Consider the following 18274-nt stretch of genomic DNA (forward strand, 5'->3'; position numbering starts at 1 on the left):
CGCCGGAGCCCCCGACGCGCGGCGGATCGCCAGCGGAATTCCGTACGACAGTATGCCTGGTGGCCTGATCGCGACCGCCTGTCCCCAGCCTGCGGCATATGGCCGGGGCATGGCCGTATCGAGTGTTGCCAAATCCCTTACGAGGTGTCGCTCCCTGTGCAAGAGTCGTAACGGTCCATTGTTCAGACCGTGTCTCAGACCTGGCCGTGGCCACGCCTGTATCGGAGTACGACATGCCGTCCCATGTGTCCGCGGACCGTTCCACCCCCCAGCAGCAGCCCGAGCCCGTCGCCGTCGACGCGCTGATCAACCGGACCCGCCGACTACGGGGAGACGTGGACGCCGTCCGCCGGGACGCCACCGTGGACGACGACGATCCGCACGGCCGATGGCAGCGAGCCCTGTGCGATCTCGCGGTCCACCATCTCGACGACCTCGGCGCCCACTTGGGACAGCTCAAGGAGGGGCTGCCGGACACCCCGGACGATCCGGTCTCCGTCGCACCCGCCGCGCTCGAACCACCCACCAGGGCCCTGGCCGCGTACGAGGCCGATGCCGCCCAGCGCTCCGGATCGCTCCTCAGCCGGGTCGGCAGCGCCGAGTGGAATCTCCTGACCGACGAGGTCAGATGGTCCGACGAGCTGTACCGCATCCTCGGCCGATCCCCCCTGAGCGGCCCCATGACCCTGGACGAGCTGCCCTCCGTCGTCTTCGCGGAGGACCAGGCCCTGCTGACCACGATGGTGACGGGCTGCCTCGTCGACGGACGGCCCATCGACGGCGAGTTCCGGATGGTCCGGACCGATGGCCGGGTCCGTACGGTCCATATGACGGGCGAGCCCGTCCTCGACTCCGACGGCTCCACCGCCGCCATGTGGGCGGTCCTCAGGGACGTCAGTGAACTACGCCGCAGCGAGCGGGCGGTGCGCGAGAGCCGTGACTCCCTCCAGCGGCGGCGGCACTTCGAGGACACCGAGCACCGGCTCGCGGTCGAGTTGCAGGAAGCGGTCCTGCCGCCCTGGCGCGGCTCGCTCCGTTTCCCACCGGAGGGGACCGCCGCGCTGGATGTCGCGGCTCGGTACCTCCCGTCCACCAACAGCGCACTGATCGGCGGCGATTGGTACGACGCGCTACGGCTGCCGTCCGGCGCGTCGATGCTGAGCGTCGGCGATCTCACCGGACACGGCGTCGCCGCCACCTCCACGACGGCCATGCTGCTCGGCGCGTTGCGCGGTATGGGAGTGGCCGGAATTGAACCCGGACCGCTCCTGGGTCATCTCAACCAACTGCTGGAGACATCGGACCAGCCCACCCTGGGCAGCGCGGTGTGCTGCCGCTTCGACCCGGCGAGCGGCGCCCTGACCTGGGCGCAAGCGGGGCACCCCGCCCCGCTGCTGTTCCGCGACGGGACGGGGCGTGCCCTGACACCCCCGGAAGGCGTCCTGCTCGGCGCCACCGCGCACCCGGAGTACGAACAGGCGGAGGCCCGGCTGCTCCCCGGAGATCTGCTGGTGCTGCACACCGACGGGCTGACCCGCGCGAGCGCGGCCGAGGAGTGTGACACCGGCCGGCTGCTGGCCCTGGCCCCACTCCTCGCCCGGGCCGGCGACGCCCCGGACGCGGTCCGCATGGTCGTCGAGGCATTCGGCGCGGACGACCGCGCGGACGACGCCTGTGTGATGGTCGCCCGCATCGGAGGCTGAGGAGTGCCGCCGTATCAGTACGGGCTTCTGACGGCCCGATCGGGGGGAGACACCGAGGCGGTGGCGGCCGGTCACTACGGAGACGGACCGGTCGCTCAGCACATTTCCCAGGACGCGTCCGACGCCCCAGACCCCGTCCGGGCGATCTCGCCGGGCCCGCGACGATCGCCCGGACGGGGGAGACTGGCTAGGTCTCCAGCGTCCTCGCCTTCCTCGACGGGCTGTTGGGCATCGCGAGACGGATCTCCTGACGCAGCTCCTCGATCCGTCCGTACCCCGCGTACTGCCCGGTGAGGCGGTACATCTCCCGCAGTCGATCCCACGTCCGGTGCGAGGAGGTCTCCCCCATCGAGACGAGCGCCAGCCGTGCGTAGCGATCGGCCTGCTCGGGATCGTCGCCGATGAAGCACGCCGAGGCCAGCGACAGATAGTCGAAGGTCCTGGACCGCTGGTGTCCGCCCGTCCGGAGTTCCAGCGCCAGTTTGGCGTGGCTCTGCGCGACCCCCGCGGCCGATGCGTCGTGCTCGGCCAGCGTGCGGTGGGCCAGCGCCTCCATGCCGTGCAGATCGGCCTCGTCGAACATCTGCATCCAACTCGGCGGCGGCACATCGCCCTTGTCCGAGACGAAGAGTTCCTCCGCCTCCCCGAGGGTGCGGCGCATGGCCTGTCCGTGTCCCATAGACGCCTGGGCCCATGCCTCGATGGTGCGCAGCATCGCCTGAGTGCGGGGCAGGGTCTGGTCGCCCGAACCGGACTTGGCGAGTTTCATCAGATCGAGGGCGTCGTCGGGGCGGCCCAGATGGACCATCTGCCGGGCGGCGCGGGAGAGTGCCTCGCCGGCGCGCGGGCGGTCGCCGCCCTCGCGTGCCGCGTGGGCGGCGATGACGAAGTACTTCTGCGCCGTGGGTTCGAGGCCGACGTCGTGCGACATCCAGCCGGCGAGCACGGCGAGGTTGGCGGCGACGCCCCACAGGCGGCGCTGGAGGTGGTCGGGATGGCGGTAGGCGAGCATCCCGCCCACCTCATTGAGCTGGCCCACGACCGCCTTGCGCTGGAGCCCACCACCGCGTGCGGCGTCCCAGGCCCGGAACACCTCGACGGAGCGCTCCAGGGCCTCGATCTCCTGTGACCCGATGGGGGCGGCCTCGTAGCGGTCGAACCCGGCCGGGTCGGCCTGGAGGGGGCTGTCTATGCGGGGAGCGTCCTGGGCGAGTCCGGGGTCGGTGTGCAGCCAGTCGTGCATGGCGGTGCTGAGTGTTGTGCCTGCGGCGAGCGCGGCGCCCGCGCCCACCAGGCCGCGTCGGTTGAGCATGAGGTCCATTCCCGTGAAGTCGGTGAGGACCGTCGCCGTCCGGTCGGGCGCCCAGGGGATGCCGTCGGGGTTCTCGGTCGTCCCCCGTACGTCGTTCCGTCTACCCGTTCGCCCGTTCCGTACGAACCCGAGGTCCTCGATGGTCACGACACGGCCGAGTCGCTCGGTGAACAGATCCGCCAGCACACGGGGTACGGGATCGCGCGGGGTCTCCCCCGTGTCGATCCAGCGCCGTACCCGCGAGGTGTCGGTCGCCAACTGCGGATGGCCGGTGGCCGCCGCCTGCCGGTTCACGAGTCTCGCGAGTTCGCCTTTCGACCAGCCGGCCAGGCCGAACAGGTCGCTCAGGCGGGTGTTGGGTTCTCCGGTCACATCAAGCCCCCAGGTTCTCGGCTGAGTTGACAGTAACCCTCTGTCAGGGGGGTGGCGACCATTCGCCAGGGTTCGCCATGGTTCGCCAGATGGTGTGCCACCCGCGCACTGGTGTGACGTAGGAGAGCGCCACCTCGTCCCGGCAGCCCTTCGCATTCCCCAGGATGTGAACACTTGGGGCGGCCGGGACGGGGGGCGTACGCGAATCCGTCGCGAACCGTCGAAATCTGTCGGCGCACGAAGGGATCTGTCACCCCCCATGCACACAGCATCGTCCTCCGTGTCCGCCCCGCACCGGCCGCAGCGCTCCCCCGTACCGGTCGGTACCGGACCGTATCTCGACCCCACGCACGCCGGTCGCCAGCGGCGGCCGACCGGAGTGGCCGGTCAGCCCCTCAGCGGGAGAATCGACTTGTCCGGTCCTCAGGGCGCACAGCTACGGATGGCTGTCGCGTCGGTGCACCGGATCTGCCCGGAGTTCAACCCGGTCCAGGTGCTGCGCCGCAGCGGACGCTCCGTACTACTGGTCGGTACGACCGGTCGGACGACGGCGTTCGCCAAGTGCCTGCTGGACCACTCGCCCGTCTGGTCCGAGCGGTTCCGCCACGAAATAGCGGTCTACCGGGCCTTCGTCCGGCATCGCCCACCGGTGCGGGTGCCCCGGTTGATCGCCGCCGATCCGGACAACTGCGCCCTGGTGATGGAGCGGATGCCGGGCCGGGTGGCCGCGCTCACCCGACATCCGTCCGAGGCGCCGCCCCGCGCCGACGTCCGAACCGTCCTCGGTGCCGTCACCCGCCTCAACTCCTGGCGACCGCCGTCGGAGATGTTCGACCGTCCGATCGATTACGCCTCCCGGCTCTCCCGCTTCCACGAGCTGGGTCTCTTCACCGACCGGGACCTCGGTGACCTGCGGAAGCTGCTGCACGGGCTCGCGTACTCCGGCGGCAGACAGGGCATGACCCAGTTCTGCCACGGCGACGCCGTGCTCTCCAACATCCTGCTCGCACCGCCTGGGCCGGTGTTGGTCGACTGGGAGCACGCGGGCTGGTACCTGCCGGGGTACGACCTGGCCACGCTCTGGTCGGCGCTGGGCGACGCGCCGGTGGCGCGCCGGCAGATCAGTCAGCTCGCCCAGCAGGCGGGGCCGGACGCGCGGGACGCGTTTCTGGTCAATCTGATGCTGGTGCTGACGCGGGAGATCCGTACCTACGAGACGGCCGTGCAGCGGACGATCCGGGACGCCGGGCCCGCGGGCGGGGTCGGTACAGCGACGACGCAGAGCGGGCTGTCGACCGGCGAGGAACAGCGGCTCCTGCTGCGGCGACTCCACGACGACTGTGCCATGGCCCGACGCGCCGTACGGGCCGCGGTCGGCACCCGCTGACCGCGTCTCCGCCCTCGGGAACTCGGGAACTCCGGAACTCCGGAACGCAGCGCAGTGCCATCGGTGCCGGCAGCGGCGTGGCGCGCCAAGGCGTCGGACGACCGTCATGCCGGCGGAATCGGCACCGCTGGAATGCCGTGGACAGGGCGGCCACGGATCCGAGCCACCAGGGGCGTTTCGCCGATCGGGCCCATCGCCCCCGGTCGGCGAAACGCCGTGCCGGCCGTGGTGCCGCGGCAGGTGTCCATCGCCCCGGATGATTGACGGGTCATCAGGCTCGTGCCGTTCGTGCGATCGGTACCGGGTGGTCGGTACCGGTCCCACGGCGACGCCGTCCGCCCGGGAGGCCGTCTTGTCCGCATCCACCGCCGTACCGACGGGGTGGCCACGCCGCTGTGGGACGCATCTCCTGGGCGCTCCGCTGGCCACCGCCCTCCTGCTGTCGCTGCTCTCCGGACCGGGAGCGGCGGCCGTCGGTCGGTCGTCGGACGACCCGCTCCAGCGCGCGTTCACCGAGGCGGCCGACGAGTACCGGGTGCCGGTGAGCGTGCTGCTCGGTGTCTCGTACCTCCAGTCCCGCTGGGACACGCACGGTGGGGCGCCGAGTGTGACGGGGGGTTACGGTCCCATGCATCTCACCGACGCGCGGACCGCACTCGCCAGCGCCCCGCACCCTGCACACCCCGCACACGGTGGCGACGACCGACGTGGTGACGGCGTCCGACGGCAGTCGGGGCCCGCGGTGACCGCGCCGCCGAGAGTGGCGCCACCCGCCCGACTGCGGACGCTGGAGCGGGCGGCGACGCTCTCGGGACGGAGCGGTGCGGCGCTGCGGAGGGATCCGGCCGCCAATGTGCGAGGGGGCGCGGCGCTGCTCGCGGAGGCGCAGCGGCGGTTGGGGCTGCCGCCCAGCCGGCGTCCCGCGGACTGGTTCGGGGCGGTGGCGCTCTTCTCCGGCGCGGACGACGCGGCGACCGCTGCGGTCTACGCCCAGGACGTCTTCACGGTGATCCGCTCGGGTGCGGAGCGTGTCACGGACAGCGGCCGGCGGGTCGCTCTGGCGGCCGACCCGGGTGCGGTGCCCGGCTCGACGCGGATCGCCGGGCTCGGGCTGCGGACGGCCGACCGGAGGCGGACCGAGTGCCCGGTGACGGTGGCCTGCGAATGGGCCCCCGCTCCGTACGAGCGGCTCGGCGACGGCACGTACGGCAATCACGACAAGAGCGACCGGCCGAGGTCGCTGTCGGTGCGGTACATCGTGGTCCATGACACGGAGGGTTCCTGGGACACCGCGCTGTCGCTGGTGCGGAATCCGGCGTATGTGTCGTGGCAGTACACTCTGCGCTCGTCCGACGGGCACGTCGCCCAGCACGTACCGCTGAAGGACGTCGCCTGGCAGGCCGGGAACTGGTTCGTGAACGCCAAGTCGGTGGGTCTGGAGCACGAGGGTTTCCTGGCCGCCCCGGACGCCTGGTACACGGAGGCGATGTACCGTTCGTCCGCGCGGCTGGTCCGGCATCTGGCGCGTCGGTTCGGTGTTCCGCTCGACCGGCAGCACATCATCGGGCACGACAACGTGCCGGGCACGACGGCGGCGACGATCCGCGGAATGCACACCGATCCCGGTCCCTACTGGGACTGGGCGCACTACTTCGAGCTGCTCGGCCGGCCGTTCACGCCTACCGCCGGTCCGCGCGCCGACGCGGTGACCATCCGTCCCGACTATGCCCGGCACCGGCCGATGCACACGGGCTGCGGGGAGCCCGACCGGCGGTGCGCTCCGCACGGTTCCGGTGCGGTCCGGCTGCGTTCGGCCCCTTCCCATGAGGCCCCGTTGGTGCGGGACATCGGGCTGCGTCCCGGGGGCCAGGACGCCACGACCGGGCTCGGCGACACGGGCGCGCGGGCCTCGACGGGGCAGCGGTACGCGGTGGCCGGGCGTCGGGGCGACTGGACGGCGATCTGGTACCTGGGGCAGCGGGCGTGGTTCCACCATCCGCGCGGTGCGCCGACGGCCGTGGGAGCGCGGGCGGTTCTGCTCACCCCGAGGCCCGGTGTGAGCGGGATCCCGGTGTACGGCAGGGCCTATCCGGAGGCGTCGGCCTATCCGGAGGGCGTTCCGGTCCAGCCGCTCGCCCCGCTGCCGTACCGCCTGCTCGCGGGTCAGCGGTACGTGGTGGGTGACCGGCTGCGCGGCGAGTACCTGTACGCGACGACGTTCGACACGGCCGGACACCGGGTGGTGCGGGGAGATGAGTGGTATTACGAGATCCAGTTCGGGCATCGCGTGGCGTTTGTGAGGGAGGCGGATGCTCGGGTACTGAACTGATGCTCGTGTACGGAACTGAGGAGCTCCATCGAGGACCTCTTATCGTTTGATATGACTATTAGGCCGTTGTGCGTTTTCGGTGGAGACCGAGGGTAGAGCTGGGACCGGTAACGACCGATCCGACCCGAGAGGCCGCGCGCATGGCACAGCCCTTCGTCCTGCCCGACTTCTATGTGCCGTATCCGGCACGCCTCAATTCCCATGTCGACGAGGCACGGGCACACACCCGGGAGTGGGCACGCGGAATGGGGATGCTGGAGGGTTCCGGCATCTGGCAGGAGCGCGATCTCGACGCGCACGACTACGCCCTGCTCTGCGGATACACCCATCCGGACTGTGACGCCGAGACCCTGGCGCTGGTGACCGACTGGTACGTGTGGGTCTTCTTCTTCGACGATCATTTCCTGGAGATCTTCAAACGCACCCAGGACCGGGAGGGCGGAAAGGCATATCTGGACCGGCTGCCCGCGTTCATGCCCCTGGACCTCGGGGAGAAGACACCCGAGCCGACCAATCCGGTCGAGGCGGGGCTGGCGGATCTCTGGGCGCGTACAGTGCCGGCGATGTCACCGCAGTGGCGGACCCGGTTCGCGGAATCGACGAGGAATCTGCTCAACGAATCCCTGTGGGAACTGTCCAACATCAATGAAGGCCGTATCGCCAACCCCGTCGAGTACATCGAGATGCGGCGCAAGGTGGGCGGCGCCCCCTGGTCGGCACAGCTCGTGGAGTACGCGGCCGGGGCCGAGGTGCCCGACGCGGTGGCCGGTTCGCGCCCGCTGCGGGTCCTCACCGACACCTTCGCCGACTCCGTCCATCTGCGGAACGACCTCTTCTCGTACCAGCGCGAGGTCGAGGAGGAGGGCGAACTGAGCAATGGCGTCCTCGTGCTGGAGACCTTCCTGGGCTGTACGACCCAGCAGGCCGCCGAAGCCGTCAACGACCTGCTGACCTCGCGGTTGCACCAGTTCGAGAGCACGGCGCTGACCGAGGTCCCGGCGCTCTGCCTGGAGCACGGCCTCACCGCCGACGAGTGCGCGGCCGTCGCGCTCTATGTGAAGGGGCTCCAGGACTGGCAGTCGGGCGGCCACGAATGGCATCTGCGCTCCAGCCGCTATATGAACGAGGGCCTGGTGGGCGGCCATTCGCCGTTCGGTGGAGTGCTCGGCACCTCCGCACTGGACATCAGGACGCTCTTCGGCCGCCAGGCCACCGCCCGGCTGCGCGGCCTCGCCCATCTGCCGCACCAGCGCGTCGGGCCCTCACTGCTGCCGGAGTTCGATCTCCCCTTCCCGCTGTCGCTCAGCCCGCACCACGAGGACGCGCGGGAGAAGTCCATCGCCTGGGCGGACCGGATGGGCCTGCTCGGCGACATCTGGGACGGACCGATGGTGCGGGGTTTCGACCTGGCGCTCTGCGCGGCGGGGCTCGACCCGGACGCCACGCAGGAGGAGCTGGAGCTGAGCGCGGAGTGGCTGACCTGGGGCACCTATGCCGACGACTACTACCCCATGGTGTTCGGCCGGCCGCGCAATCTCATCGGGGCGAAGCTGTCCAATGAACGGCTCCTGGCCTGTATGCCGGTGGACAGCCCGGCCACGGCGGCGGCGCGGGCCGTGAGCCCCATGGAGCGGGGACTCGCCGACCTGTGGGCGCGTACCGCCGGACCGATGAGCCGGGACGCGCGCCTGGAGCTGCGGTCCACCATCGACCACATGCTGGAGAGCTGGCTCTGGGAACTGCACAACCAGGCCCAGCACCGGGTCCCGGATCCGGTCGACTACATCGAGATGCGCAGGCATACCTTCGGCTCGGACCTCACCATGCTGCTCTGCCGGCTGCGGCACGAGGGGCAGCTCCCGGCCGGGGTGCTGCGCAGCGGCCCGATCCAGAGCCTGGAGAACGCGGCCGCGAACTACGCCTGCCTGCTGAACGATCTCTTCTCGTACCAGAAGGAGATCGAAGCCGAGGGCGAGCTGCACAACGCGGTACTGGTGGTAAGGACGTTCTTCGACTGCGACTACCCGTCCGCCGTCACGATCGTCGACGACCTGATGCGCGGGCGGCTGCGGCAGTTCCTCCATGTGAAGGAGTACGAACTTCCGCTGCTGTACGAGGACTTCCGGCTGAGCGACGAGCAGCGGGCCGCGGTCGACGCCTATGTACGCGAGATGGAGGACTGGCTGGCCGGGATCCTGAACTGGCACCGGGGGGTGCGCCGCTACCGCGAGGAGGATCTGAGCAGCGGGCCGGGGACTCCACTGCTGCGGCAGCCGACGGGGTTGGGCACGGCAGCGGTACGGCTCGCCACGATGCTCGCGCGGTGAGCTGAGCGGGGTGACGACCGGACGACTCACCGAGGCGCCGCCCCCGTGACTGGCCGACTCGGTGACACGCCACCCCAGCGACGGGGCGACTCATCGATGCGCCTGACGGGAGACGCGCGTCGCGGGGCTTCGTGCCCGCGGCGCGCGTCCGGCGGTGTCGTGAAGTGTGCGCGTGCCGTCCGATCGGTGCGGTCGCGCGGAGGGTCAGCCCTGCTGGAAGAGTTCCGCGGGCAGCGGCTTGAGGAGGGCGTACAGATCGTCCGTGATCGGACGGTCCCAACTCGCGATGGTGACCAGGACGCCGTCGCTCCGGTCGAACTGGACGCAGGAGATCCGGCTCTCCGAGAGTTTGAGCCGGCGCACGATCAGAAGGTTGTCCCCCTGCATCACGGGGACGTCCTCGCCGCCGACCACATCGACCGGCTCGTCGTTGTCCAGCGCGAGCAGGAGTTGGGCCACCTCGAAGGGGACCTGGCCCTCGTCGATCTCCCGGGCCGGGGAGCCCTCCGGCAGGTTTCCGATGATCATCGCGGGGCCACGACCACCGAAGAGGTCGTACCGCAGAAAGACGCCCTGGCAGGTGCCGTCGGGGGCGGGCAGGAGTCCCGCGCCGAGGTTTCCGGGCCAGTCCCCCGGGTCCATGGCCAGGACGTCGAAGTCCGGGCCCGCGGGAGTGGCGGCGCTGCGGCGGCGGAGGAAGGACATACCGCCATGGTACGTGGCCGGGGTGTTCCGGCCGACCGGGGGCGGGGTCTCCCGGGCGCCGTTGACGGCGCACCCCCTCCCGCTGGTCCGCTCCGCCCGACCGGCCCTGTCGACCCACCGTGCGCACCACCGCACCGTGGGTCACCGCGGCGGCTCTCGTCACCGTACGGGGCGTCCCGCGCCCGCCCCCGGGGATGATTCCTGACCCGGTACGGCGGGCCGCCGATGTGCCCAGAGCGTCAGCCGCCGCTCCCGGGCGGAGGTCCGGTCCGGCTCTCGCCGAAGGTTCGCGCGAGGCCCGCCTCGTCCGTACCCGCCTTGCGATAGACCGCCGAGAGCACGCGGGCGACGGACTGTTCATCCATCCGGAGGGCGGTGGCCACGGCACTCCGGTCCCAGCCCCGCGCGGTCAGCACGGCCGCGGTGCGCTCCCGGCCGGTGAGCACGTCGGTCTCGATGGCGCGCAGCCCTCGCGGGCGCAGGCCCACCGCCGCGAGTTCGTGGCGGGCGGTGTCGGCCAGCCCTGCGGCACCGCACCGGTCCGCGCCCTCCAGGCCCCGCTGAAGGCAGTCCGCGGCCTCCCGGGGCCGGCCGGTCCCGCGCAGCTCGGCGCCGAGGGCGATCAGCGCGCGGGCCAGTTCGTACGCGGCGGGTGAACGTTCGAGATGGGCGACGGCCTCCGTGAGGAAGGCGACGCGCTCGGCGCCGCCGGTGACCTCGGCGGCCACCCGCAGCGCCTGCCCGATGCCCGATGCGGTCCCGTATCCGCGGGCCCGCTCCACCGCGTCGAGGGCGGTGCACCTGGCCCGTTCCGGCGCTTCGGCCGCCTCGGCGATGGCGAGGTTCAGTTGCCAGGGGCACCAGCTCGGGTTGCGCATCCCCCGTTGGTCGAGCCGTCGCCCCACGGCGGTGAGTTCCGCCGCCGCCTCCTGGGCGCGGCCCTGCGCGAGCAACAGCCGCCCGTACACCGTCTGGGCGTCCGGGAAGGTGACCGCGGCCGGGAAGGGCGCGCGGAAGTCGTGGTCCCGGGCGACCTCGGTCGCCTCGTCCGTACGCCCTCTGGCCAGCAGCACCTCGACGAGCACGCCGATCGCGTACCACTCGGCGGGGGTACGGGGCCCGACGCGTTCGGCGAGGCGCAGTCCGGCCCGTGCGAACTCCTCCGCCTCGGCCAGCCGGCCGCGGCGGTGGCGGATGTAGCCGAGGAGTGTGTACGCGAAGGACAGATGCGCGCCGTGCCAGCCCTGGCGTTCGAACTCCTCGGTACCGGCCGCGAAGAGCTCCTCGGCGCGGCCCGGGCGGTCGGCGTAGAGGAAGGTGAGGGCGACCAGCGCGGGGACTTCGAAACCGCGGTCCTCCACCGCCCAGCCCAGTCCGCCGCGCAGGGCGCGTTCGGCGTGGTGGAGGGCGACGGTGGCGGGCTCGCCGCGCAGGGTGGCGTCCCAGGCGCGCAGGCCGATGATGTACCGCTCGGTGAGGTGGCTGCCGGTGAGCCGGTCGGCGAGGCGGGCCAGGCGGCGGGAGCGGGCGGGGCTCTCGGGTTCGTCGGAGCGGAAGGCGTCCCACATGAACTTCTCGGCCCGCATCCGCAGCCGGGTTCGGGGGTCGGTGGTGCTCCGGGCCTCCTGGGCGAGCGTGTCGCACGCCTCGCCGAGCCGGTCGGAGTGGGCGAGGACCTGGGAGAGGCGGTAGACGATGCCCTGGCGGAGGGCGGGGTCGGCGATGGGTTCTTCGAGTGCGGCCCGCAGGTGGTTGACGGTGGTGGCGGGTTCGGTCAGGAGGGAGGAGCAGCCCAGTTCGTAGAGGACCGCGGCCCGGTCGTCGGCTGTCGGTGGCTCCCGCAGGGCGCGGGCCAACTGGCGGCGGGCGGCGTCGGGGGCGCCGGCCCGGAGGGTTTCGCGGGCGGCGGCACGCAGATGGCGCACGACCCAGGGGTCGCCTTCGGGGCGGGTCTCCATGAGATGGCGGGCGGCGGCCGTCGAACCGAGCCCGGCGTCGACGACGGACCAGGCGGCCTGGCCGTGGAGTGCGACCCGTACGGCGTCCGGGATGGCCCGGTAGACGGCGGTGGCGATCAGTGGGTGGACGAACTCCAGAACGTCGGTTCCGGTGAGGATCCGGGCCTCGCGCAGCCGGTCGGCGGCGTCGGCCGCCTCCTCAGCGCCGAGTCCGGCGACGCTCGCGGCGAGCGAGGGTGATATCTCGGTGCCGAGGACGGCACCGGCCCAGGCGAGCCGGACGGTGGAGGGGCCGAGGCGTTCGAGGCGGGATATCAGTCCGCCGCCCTTGACGGCCGCCGCGAGGTCGCGGAGCAGCGGGGCGCCGGCCACGGTGGGTTCGATGGCCCGGTCGCTCACCTTGGCGACGAGTTCGATGGCCTCGAACGGGTTGCCGGCGGTGACGGCCCAGCACTCGTGGCAGAAGGTGTCGGAGGCGTGGCGGCCGATCCGGTCCCGTACGAGCCGGGCGACGGCCGCGGGGGTGAGCGGGGCGAGGTCGATGGGGCGTTGTCCGGCGCGTCCGGGCAGCCGGCGTAAGTGCCGGGCGTGGTCGGGGAGTTCTTCGGGCCGGTAGGCGACGACGAGCAGCAGGGGCAGTTCCTCGGCGCGTGGCGCGAAGGCGGCGAGCCAGCTCAGGGACTCGGGGTCGGCCCAGTGGGCGTCGTCGAGCACGAGGACGAGCGGGGCTTGCCGGACCGCCAGATGGGTGAGGACCCAGTCGAGTCCGTCGCGCAGCCCCTGGGGGTCGGGGGGTGAGCCCTCGCCGGCGGCGCACAGGCCGAGGGCGGGGCCGATGATGGCGTACCAACTCCCCAGCCGTTGGCGGAGGGTGGCGTCCGGGACGCCGGCGAGCTGGGGCTGGATCAGTTGGCGGGCGACGTGGAAGGCGACTCCCTGTTCTTGTTCGCCGCCGCGTCCGGAGAGGACGGTGCAGCCGAGGGCGGCGGCGCGGCGGCGGATCTCGGCGAGGAGGGTGGTCTTGCCGAGGCCCGCGTGTCCTGCGATGGCGAGAAGGGCGCCGCGGGGATGCTCGGGCCCGCCCGGTTCGTCGGAACGCAGTCCGGTCAGTTCGTCCAATGCGTCGTCCACGGCGGCGAGTTCGGCCTCGCGCTCGAAGAGACGGCGTTTGGCCGCGCCGGAACGACGCATCATGCACACCCCCACGCCCCGGCGTGCGCCCGGCACACTGCTCGGGGCACACGGGGTCCGACGTCCTTGAGGGAGCTCAGCGTACGCCGGTCGGACACGGTCCGGGAGCCGTCCGCACAGAACACGGCACGAGCGCCGGGAGTCGTCTGTCGGCGGGGTCGCCCGGGGCCATGGAGCAGGGAGCGTCGAAGCGGTACCGGACGCTCCCTGGACGGACCGGACCGGACCGCTGGCGGAGGCGGCCGGGGTGCAGGGCCCGGGCGCGGGCCACGGGCGATGCATGCCTCGCGGCGCTGGCCGGCTGCCGGGGCGGACGAGACTCCGACCGAGGGTCGGCCGGGGGCACGGGGCACGGGGCACGGGGCACGGGGCACGGGGCACGCGATGGTGGAGGCTCGCCGCCCCGGGGACAAGCCTTGAGAGGGCGGGCCGCGTCCGGAACACGGGTGCACATCCGGACGCGGCACGAAGGGGGCGCCCCGCCGTGACTCCCGCGCGCCCTGGCGAACGAGGCGCGCGGAGTCGTGGAGGAACCCACCCGGTGGCGCTCAGGTGAGGTCGAACTCGCCCCCGCGGGCGTTCAGCACGAACGCGCGCCACTCGGCCGGAGTGAAGATCAGTGATGGGTTCTCCGGCCGGCCGCCGTTGCGCATGGCGATGAAGCCCTCCACGAAGGCGATCTGGACGTCTCCCGTTCCCTGGCTGCTCGACTGCCAGTCGGCCTTGCTGAGGTCGAGTTCGGGCTTCTGCCATCCCGAAATCGTCTGCGTGGTGGTGGTGCTCTCGGCCACGTACGTGCTCCTCCCGCATTGTCTCCGGGCTCAGCCTAGCGATCGACCCCCCTCCCGGACAGGTCACCGGCAGGCCGCCGAACAGGCTTCCGATGGCCGGAGAATGGCCGGGCGGTGTCGGTGGGGCCACCCGAGTCGGCCCCGTGGCTGCTCCCTTCAGGTGGTGGGCGGTTCGGCACCCACCAGCCACATGGCGAAGAACTGTGAGCCCCCGCCGTAGGCGTGACCGAGCGCCCGGCGAGCGCCGTCGACCTGGTGCTCGCCCGCCGCGCCCCGCACCTGGAGGGCCGCCTCGGCGAAGCGGATCATTCCGGAGGCGCCGATGGGGTTGGTGGAGAGCACCCCACCCGAGGGGTTCACCGGCAGATCGCCGTCGAGTTCGGTGGCACCCGACTCGGTGAGCTTCCACCCCTCACCCTCGGTGGCGAAGCCCAGGTTCTCCAGCCACATGGGCTCGTACCAGGAGAACGGCACATACATCTCCACGACATCGATCTCCCGCCGTGGGTCGACGATGCCCGCCTGCCGGTAGACATCGGCCGCACAGTCCTTGCCCGCCTGCGGCGACACACAGTCCTTGCCGGCGAAGAGCGTCGGCTCACTGCGCATCGCGCCACCGTGCATCCAGGCCGGCGGGCGGGGGGACCGGGACGCGCCGGCCCGGCCGGTGAGGACCATCGCGCAGGCGCCGTCGGACGACGGACAGGTCTCGGAGTAGCGGATCGGATCCCAGAGCATCGGGGACGACTGGACCTTCTCCAGGGTGATGTCGTGTTCGTGCAGATGGGCGTACGGGTTCTTCAGGGCGTTGCGGCGGTCCTTGTAGGCGACGAGCGAGCCGACCGTGTCGGGGGCGCCGGAGCGGCGCATATAGGCCCGCACATGAGGGGCGAAGAACCCACCCGCACCCGCGAGCAGCGGTTGCTGGAAGGGGACGGGCAGCGAGAGGCCCCACATGGCGTTGGACTCGGACTGCTTCTCGAAGGCGAGTGTGAGCACGGTGGAGTGCACCCGGGACGCCACGAGACTGGCGGCGACGAGCGCGGTGGACCCACCGACCGAGCCCGCCGTGTGCACGCGCAGCATCGGTTTCCCGACCGCACCGAGGGCGTCGGCGAGATACAGCTCGGGCATCATCAGGCCCTCGAAGAAGTCGGGGGCCTTGCCGATGACGACGGCGTCGATGTCGGACCAGGTGAGCTGCGCGTCGTCCAGGGCCCGGCGGGCTGCCTCGCGGACGAGTCCGGCGATGGAGACGTCACGGCGGGCGGCGACATGGTTGGTCTGGCCGATCCCGACGACGGCGACGGGCTCTCTGCTCACAGGGGTTCCCCTTCCAGAACGGCGACCAGGTTCTGCTGGAGGCAGGGCCCGGAGGTGGCGTGGGCGAGCGCGCGGTCGGACTCACCGCGGTGGATGCGCGCGGCGGCCTCGCCGATGCGGATGAGCCCCGCGGCCATCACCGGGTTGGCGGCGAGCGCTCCACCGGACGGGTTGACTCTCACCCTGGAGTCGAGGTTGAGGCTTCTCCGCAGGACGACCTCCTGGGAGCTGAAGGGCGCATGCAGTTCAGCGGTGTCGACGGGCCGCTCGAACGCTCCGGCGCGCTCCGCCGCGAGCCGGGTGGAGGGCGAGTCGGTGAGATCGCGGACCCCGAGGCTGTGGGCCTCGATCCGGTGGTCCATGCCACGGATCCAGGCGGGGCGCTCGCACAGCCCATGGGCGCGCTCCCCGGCCGCGATGATCACAGCGGCCGCCCCGTCGCCGATCGGTGGGCAGTCCCCGGTCCGCAGGGGGCGGACAATATGGTCGCCCTGCGGGACGACGCCTTTGAGTTGGGCGTGCGGGTGGGACGCGGCGTCCGCACGGCTGCGGGCTCCGATCCCGGCCAGCGCGGCTTCGTCGGTGTGCCCGGCGTCGATCAGCGCTTGGGCCTGGAGCGCCGCGAGCGCCACGGAGTCGGGCCAGAGCGGAGCGACGTAGTACGGGTCGAGCTGCCGGGTCAGGACATCCCGCACCTCGCCGGATGATGACTTCCCGTAGGCGTAGACCAGGGCGATATCGGCTTCACCGGTGAGGATCTTCACCCATGCCTCGTACAGCGCCCAGGCGCCGTCCATCTCCACATGGGACTCGGAGATCGGAGGCCAGGCGCCGACGGCGTCGAGGGCCATGGTGAAGGAGAAGGCCCGCCCGGCGAGATAGTCGGAGGAGCCGGAGCAGGTGAAGCCGATGTCGCCGGTCGTCAGCCCCGTCGCCGCCAGGACCCGGTGCAGTACCGGCATCACCATCTCGACCTCGGAGAGCTCGTCGCTGTGGCGCCGGTGGTCGGTCTGCGCGAAGGCGACGATCGCCGTGTCCCTGGCGTACCGCGTCACAGCAACTCCTTGTAGGTGTCGTAGTCGGCGTCGGGCTCGCCCGTGGGCCGGTAGTGGTCGGGGTGACGGCTGCCGGAGGTCCAGACCGGTTCCACGCGCAGGCCCATGCGCACCTGGTCGTAGGCGATACCGCCGATCCGGCCGTGGAGGGCGAGACCGGCGCCGTCGAGGGCGATATGGGCGTAGACATACGGCACCTCGATGTCCAGGTTCCTCGCCTTGATGTTGACGACGCAGTAGGTGGTGACGGTGCCACCGGGGCCGACCTCGACCTGTTCGGAGGTGGCGACACCGCAGGTCGGACAGGCGCCACGGGGCGGGACGTACACCTGTCGACAGGACGGGCAGCGTTCGCCGACGATCCGGTGGTCCACGAGGGCGTTGAGATGATCGGTCTGGGCGCGGCCGGGCGCGTAGGTGTAGTCGAGCCGGGCGGGGGTGACGATGCCGGTGACGGCGGACCGGAAGACGCCCGGGTGGTCGGCGGCGGGTGGGCCGGGCTCACTCTCGTACGGCTCGAAGCAGGCGATGTCGGTGATGGCTCCGACGCGGTCGTCCGCCCAGCGGATCCGTACCCGCATTCCCGTGTGCACGGTGTCGGGCCCCGGCGCGTCGAGGGCGTGCAGGAGGGCGGTGTCGGCGCCGTCGAGCCGTACCAGCACCCAGGCGAAGGGGGTCTCCAGCGGCTGATTCGGGCGGGGGGCCGGATTCCAGGCCCAGGTGGTGACGGTACCGGTGGAGCCGACTTCGGCCAGCTCACGGATCTCGTCGGCGGTGACCGGGTCGTATTCGACGGGTGGGACGAGAACCCTGCCGTCGCCGGTCCGCACGCCGAGGACGGTGCGCTCACGCAGTCCGGTGAGGAAGGCGCTCTGGACGGGGCCGAGCGAGCGGGTGAAGGGGAACTCGACGACGAGCGGGGCGCGCAGCACTTCGGGCATCCGGATCCTCCTGGGCTCAGGCACGCCGGTAGACGGGGGCGCGCTTCTCGGCGAAGGCGCGGGCGCCTTCCCGCGCGTCATCGGTGTCGAAGATCGGCCAGCCACGGGCGAGTTCCGCGGCCAACCCTTCGGTCTCGGTCAGTTCGGCGGTCTCGTACACCGACGCCTTCACCGCCTCCACGGCGAGCGGACCGCAGGCGTTGATCTGTTCCGCGACGGCGAGTGCCCGCTCCAGGGCGGTGCCGTCGGGGACGACCTGTCCGATGAGCCCGATCCGCTGAGCCTCGTCCGCGCTGTACGCACGGCCGGTGAGCAGCATCTCCAGAGCATGGGTGCGGGGTATCTGACGCTGGAGCCGTACGGTCGAGCCCCCGATCGGGAAGAGGCCGCGCCGGACCTCGAAGAGGCCGAAGGTGGCGCTCTCTCCCGCGACACGGATATCGGTGCCCTGGAGGATCTCGGTGCCGCCCGCGACACAGTGCCCCTCGACGGCGGCGATGACCGGCTTGCGGGGGCGGTGGTGGCGGAGCATCGCCTTCCAGTGGAGGTCGGGGTCGGCCTTCATCCGGTCCCGGTACCCCTGGCCGTCCATACCCTTGCCGGCGAGTGCCTTCAGATCCATCCCGGCGCAGAAGACGCCCCCCGCCCCGGTGAGGACGACCGAGCGGATCGCGTCGTCCTCGTCCGCCGCCAGCCAGCCGTCGTACAGGCCGACGAGCATCGGCAGCGAGAGCGCGTTCTTCGCCTCGGGCCTGTTCAAGGTGAGCACCAGCGTGGCGCCTTCGCGTCGCACGGTGAGATGTTCGGTTCCCGGGTGTGGTCCCACGTCTTCTCCCATTTGTGCGGTCTCCCGTCTCAAGACCTAGAACAGGTTGCAGTA

12 protein-coding genes are annotated in these 18274 nt (G+C 71.6%); 4 read left to right on the plus strand and 8 right to left on the minus strand.

The features are described 5' to 3' along the window. Positions 1 to 233 precede the first annotated feature (233 nt). Positions 234 to 1703: a PP2C family protein-serine/threonine phosphatase gene (locus ACH4S7_RS24260; RefSeq protein WP_398523355.1), complete on the plus strand. Its 1470-nt coding sequence runs from the start codon at positions 234 to 236 to the stop codon at positions 1701 to 1703. 187 nt (positions 1704 to 1890) lie between these two features. Here ACH4S7_RS24260 and ACH4S7_RS24265 read toward each other — a convergent pair whose 3' ends face one another. Further along, a complete protein-coding gene (locus ACH4S7_RS24265) occupies positions 1891 to 3387 on the minus strand; it encodes a hypothetical protein (protein WP_398523356.1) in 1497 nt (498 codons plus the stop codon). 259 nt (positions 3388 to 3646) lie between these two features. On the opposite strand from ACH4S7_RS24265, the gene ACH4S7_RS24270 reads away from it, so the two are divergent. The 3 genes from ACH4S7_RS24270 (at position 3647) to ACH4S7_RS24280 (ending at position 9430) form a co-directional block, all read left to right on the plus strand. Then, entirely contained in the window at positions 3647 to 4774 is a 1128-nt protein-coding gene (locus ACH4S7_RS24270) for an aminoglycoside phosphotransferase family protein (protein WP_398523357.1), read from the plus strand. A gap of 352 nt (positions 4775 to 5126) precedes the next feature. Beyond that, positions 5127 to 7103: an N-acetylmuramoyl-L-alanine amidase gene (locus tag ACH4S7_RS24275; RefSeq protein ID WP_398523358.1), complete on the plus strand. Its 1977-nt coding sequence runs from the start codon at positions 5127 to 5129 to the stop codon at positions 7101 to 7103. 140 nt (positions 7104 to 7243) lie between these two features. Further along, the gene (locus tag ACH4S7_RS24280; RefSeq protein WP_398523359.1) at positions 7244 to 9430 is read left to right on the plus strand and encodes a germacradienol/geosmin synthase; all 2187 of its coding nucleotides are present in this window, start codon (positions 7244 to 7246) and stop codon (positions 9428 to 9430) included. A 204-nt stretch (positions 9431 to 9634) separates the two neighbouring features. Here ACH4S7_RS24280 and ACH4S7_RS24285 read toward each other — a convergent pair whose 3' ends face one another. The 7 genes from ACH4S7_RS24285 to ACH4S7_RS24315 all read right to left on the minus strand — a co-directional run bounded on the left by ACH4S7_RS24285 (position 9635) and on the right by ACH4S7_RS24315 (position 18232). Then, positions 9635 to 10135, minus strand: coding sequence for a hypothetical protein (locus tag ACH4S7_RS24285; RefSeq protein WP_398523360.1), 501 nt, complete (start codon positions 10133 to 10135; stop codon positions 9635 to 9637). Between the two features lie 239 nt (positions 10136 to 10374). Further along, complete coding sequence (locus ACH4S7_RS24290) at positions 10375 to 13284, minus strand: ATP-binding protein (protein WP_398523548.1); 2910 nt, start codon at positions 13282 to 13284, stop codon at positions 10375 to 10377. A gap of 548 nt (positions 13285 to 13832) precedes the next feature. After that, on the minus strand, positions 13833 to 14075 hold the full coding sequence (locus ACH4S7_RS24295) for a DUF397 domain-containing protein (protein ID WP_398523361.1): 243 nt from the start codon (positions 14073 to 14075) through the stop codon (positions 13833 to 13835). A gap of 156 nt (positions 14076 to 14231) precedes the next feature. Further along, on the minus strand, positions 14232 to 15398 hold the full coding sequence (locus ACH4S7_RS24300) for a thiolase domain-containing protein (RefSeq protein WP_398523362.1): 1167 nt from the start codon (positions 15396 to 15398) through the stop codon (positions 14232 to 14234). Then, positions 15395 to 16453, minus strand: a complete 1059-nt coding sequence (locus ACH4S7_RS24305; protein ID WP_398523363.1) for a thiolase domain-containing protein — start codon at positions 16451 to 16453, stop codon at positions 15395 to 15397. The genes ACH4S7_RS24300 and ACH4S7_RS24305 overlap by 4 nt, the downstream gene beginning before the upstream one ends. Then, positions 16450 to 17394 carry a Zn-ribbon domain-containing OB-fold protein gene (locus tag ACH4S7_RS24310; RefSeq protein WP_398523364.1) on the minus strand — a complete coding sequence of 315 codons (945 nt, stop codon included), beginning with the start codon at positions 17392 to 17394 and terminating at the stop codon, positions 16450 to 16452. The genes ACH4S7_RS24305 and ACH4S7_RS24310 overlap by 4 nt, the downstream gene beginning before the upstream one ends. Before the next feature lie 16 nt (positions 17395 to 17410). Then, entirely contained in the window at positions 17411 to 18232 is an 822-nt protein-coding gene (locus tag ACH4S7_RS24315; protein WP_398523365.1) for a crotonase/enoyl-CoA hydratase family protein, read from the minus strand. Positions 18233 to 18274: the final 42 nt, after the last annotated feature.

It is taken from the genome of Streptomyces sp. NPDC020965 (assembly GCF_044333555.1).
Classification (GTDB): Bacteria; Actinomycetota; Actinomycetes; order Streptomycetales; family Streptomycetaceae; genus Streptomyces.

Bases quoted from the DNA above. Each gene is read 5' to 3' on its own strand.
- ACH4S7_RS24260 (WP_398523355.1), top strand. From the start codon at position 234: ATGCCGTCCCATGTGTCCGCGGACCGTTCCACCCCCCAGCAGCAGCCC.
- ACH4S7_RS24270 (WP_398523357.1), top strand. From the start codon at position 3,647: ATGCACACAGCATCGTCCTCCGTGTCCGCCCCGCACCGGCCGCAGCGC.
- ACH4S7_RS24280 (WP_398523359.1), top strand. From the start codon at position 7,244: ATGGCACAGCCCTTCGTCCTGCCCGACTTCTATGTGCCGTATCCGGCA.
- ACH4S7_RS24285 (WP_398523360.1), bottom strand. From the start codon at position 10,135: ATGTCCTTCCTCCGCCGCCGCAGCGCCGCCACTCCCGCGGGCCCGGAC.
- ACH4S7_RS24290 (WP_398523548.1), bottom strand. From the start codon at position 13,284: ATGCGTCGTTCCGGCGCGGCCAAACGCCGTCTCTTCGAGCGCGAGGCC.
- ACH4S7_RS24310 (WP_398523364.1), bottom strand. From the start codon at position 17,394: ATGCCCGAAGTGCTGCGCGCCCCGCTCGTCGTCGAGTTCCCCTTCACC.
- ACH4S7_RS24315 (WP_398523365.1), bottom strand. From the start codon at position 18,232: ATGGGAGAAGACGTGGGACCACACCCGGGAACCGAACATCTCACCGTG.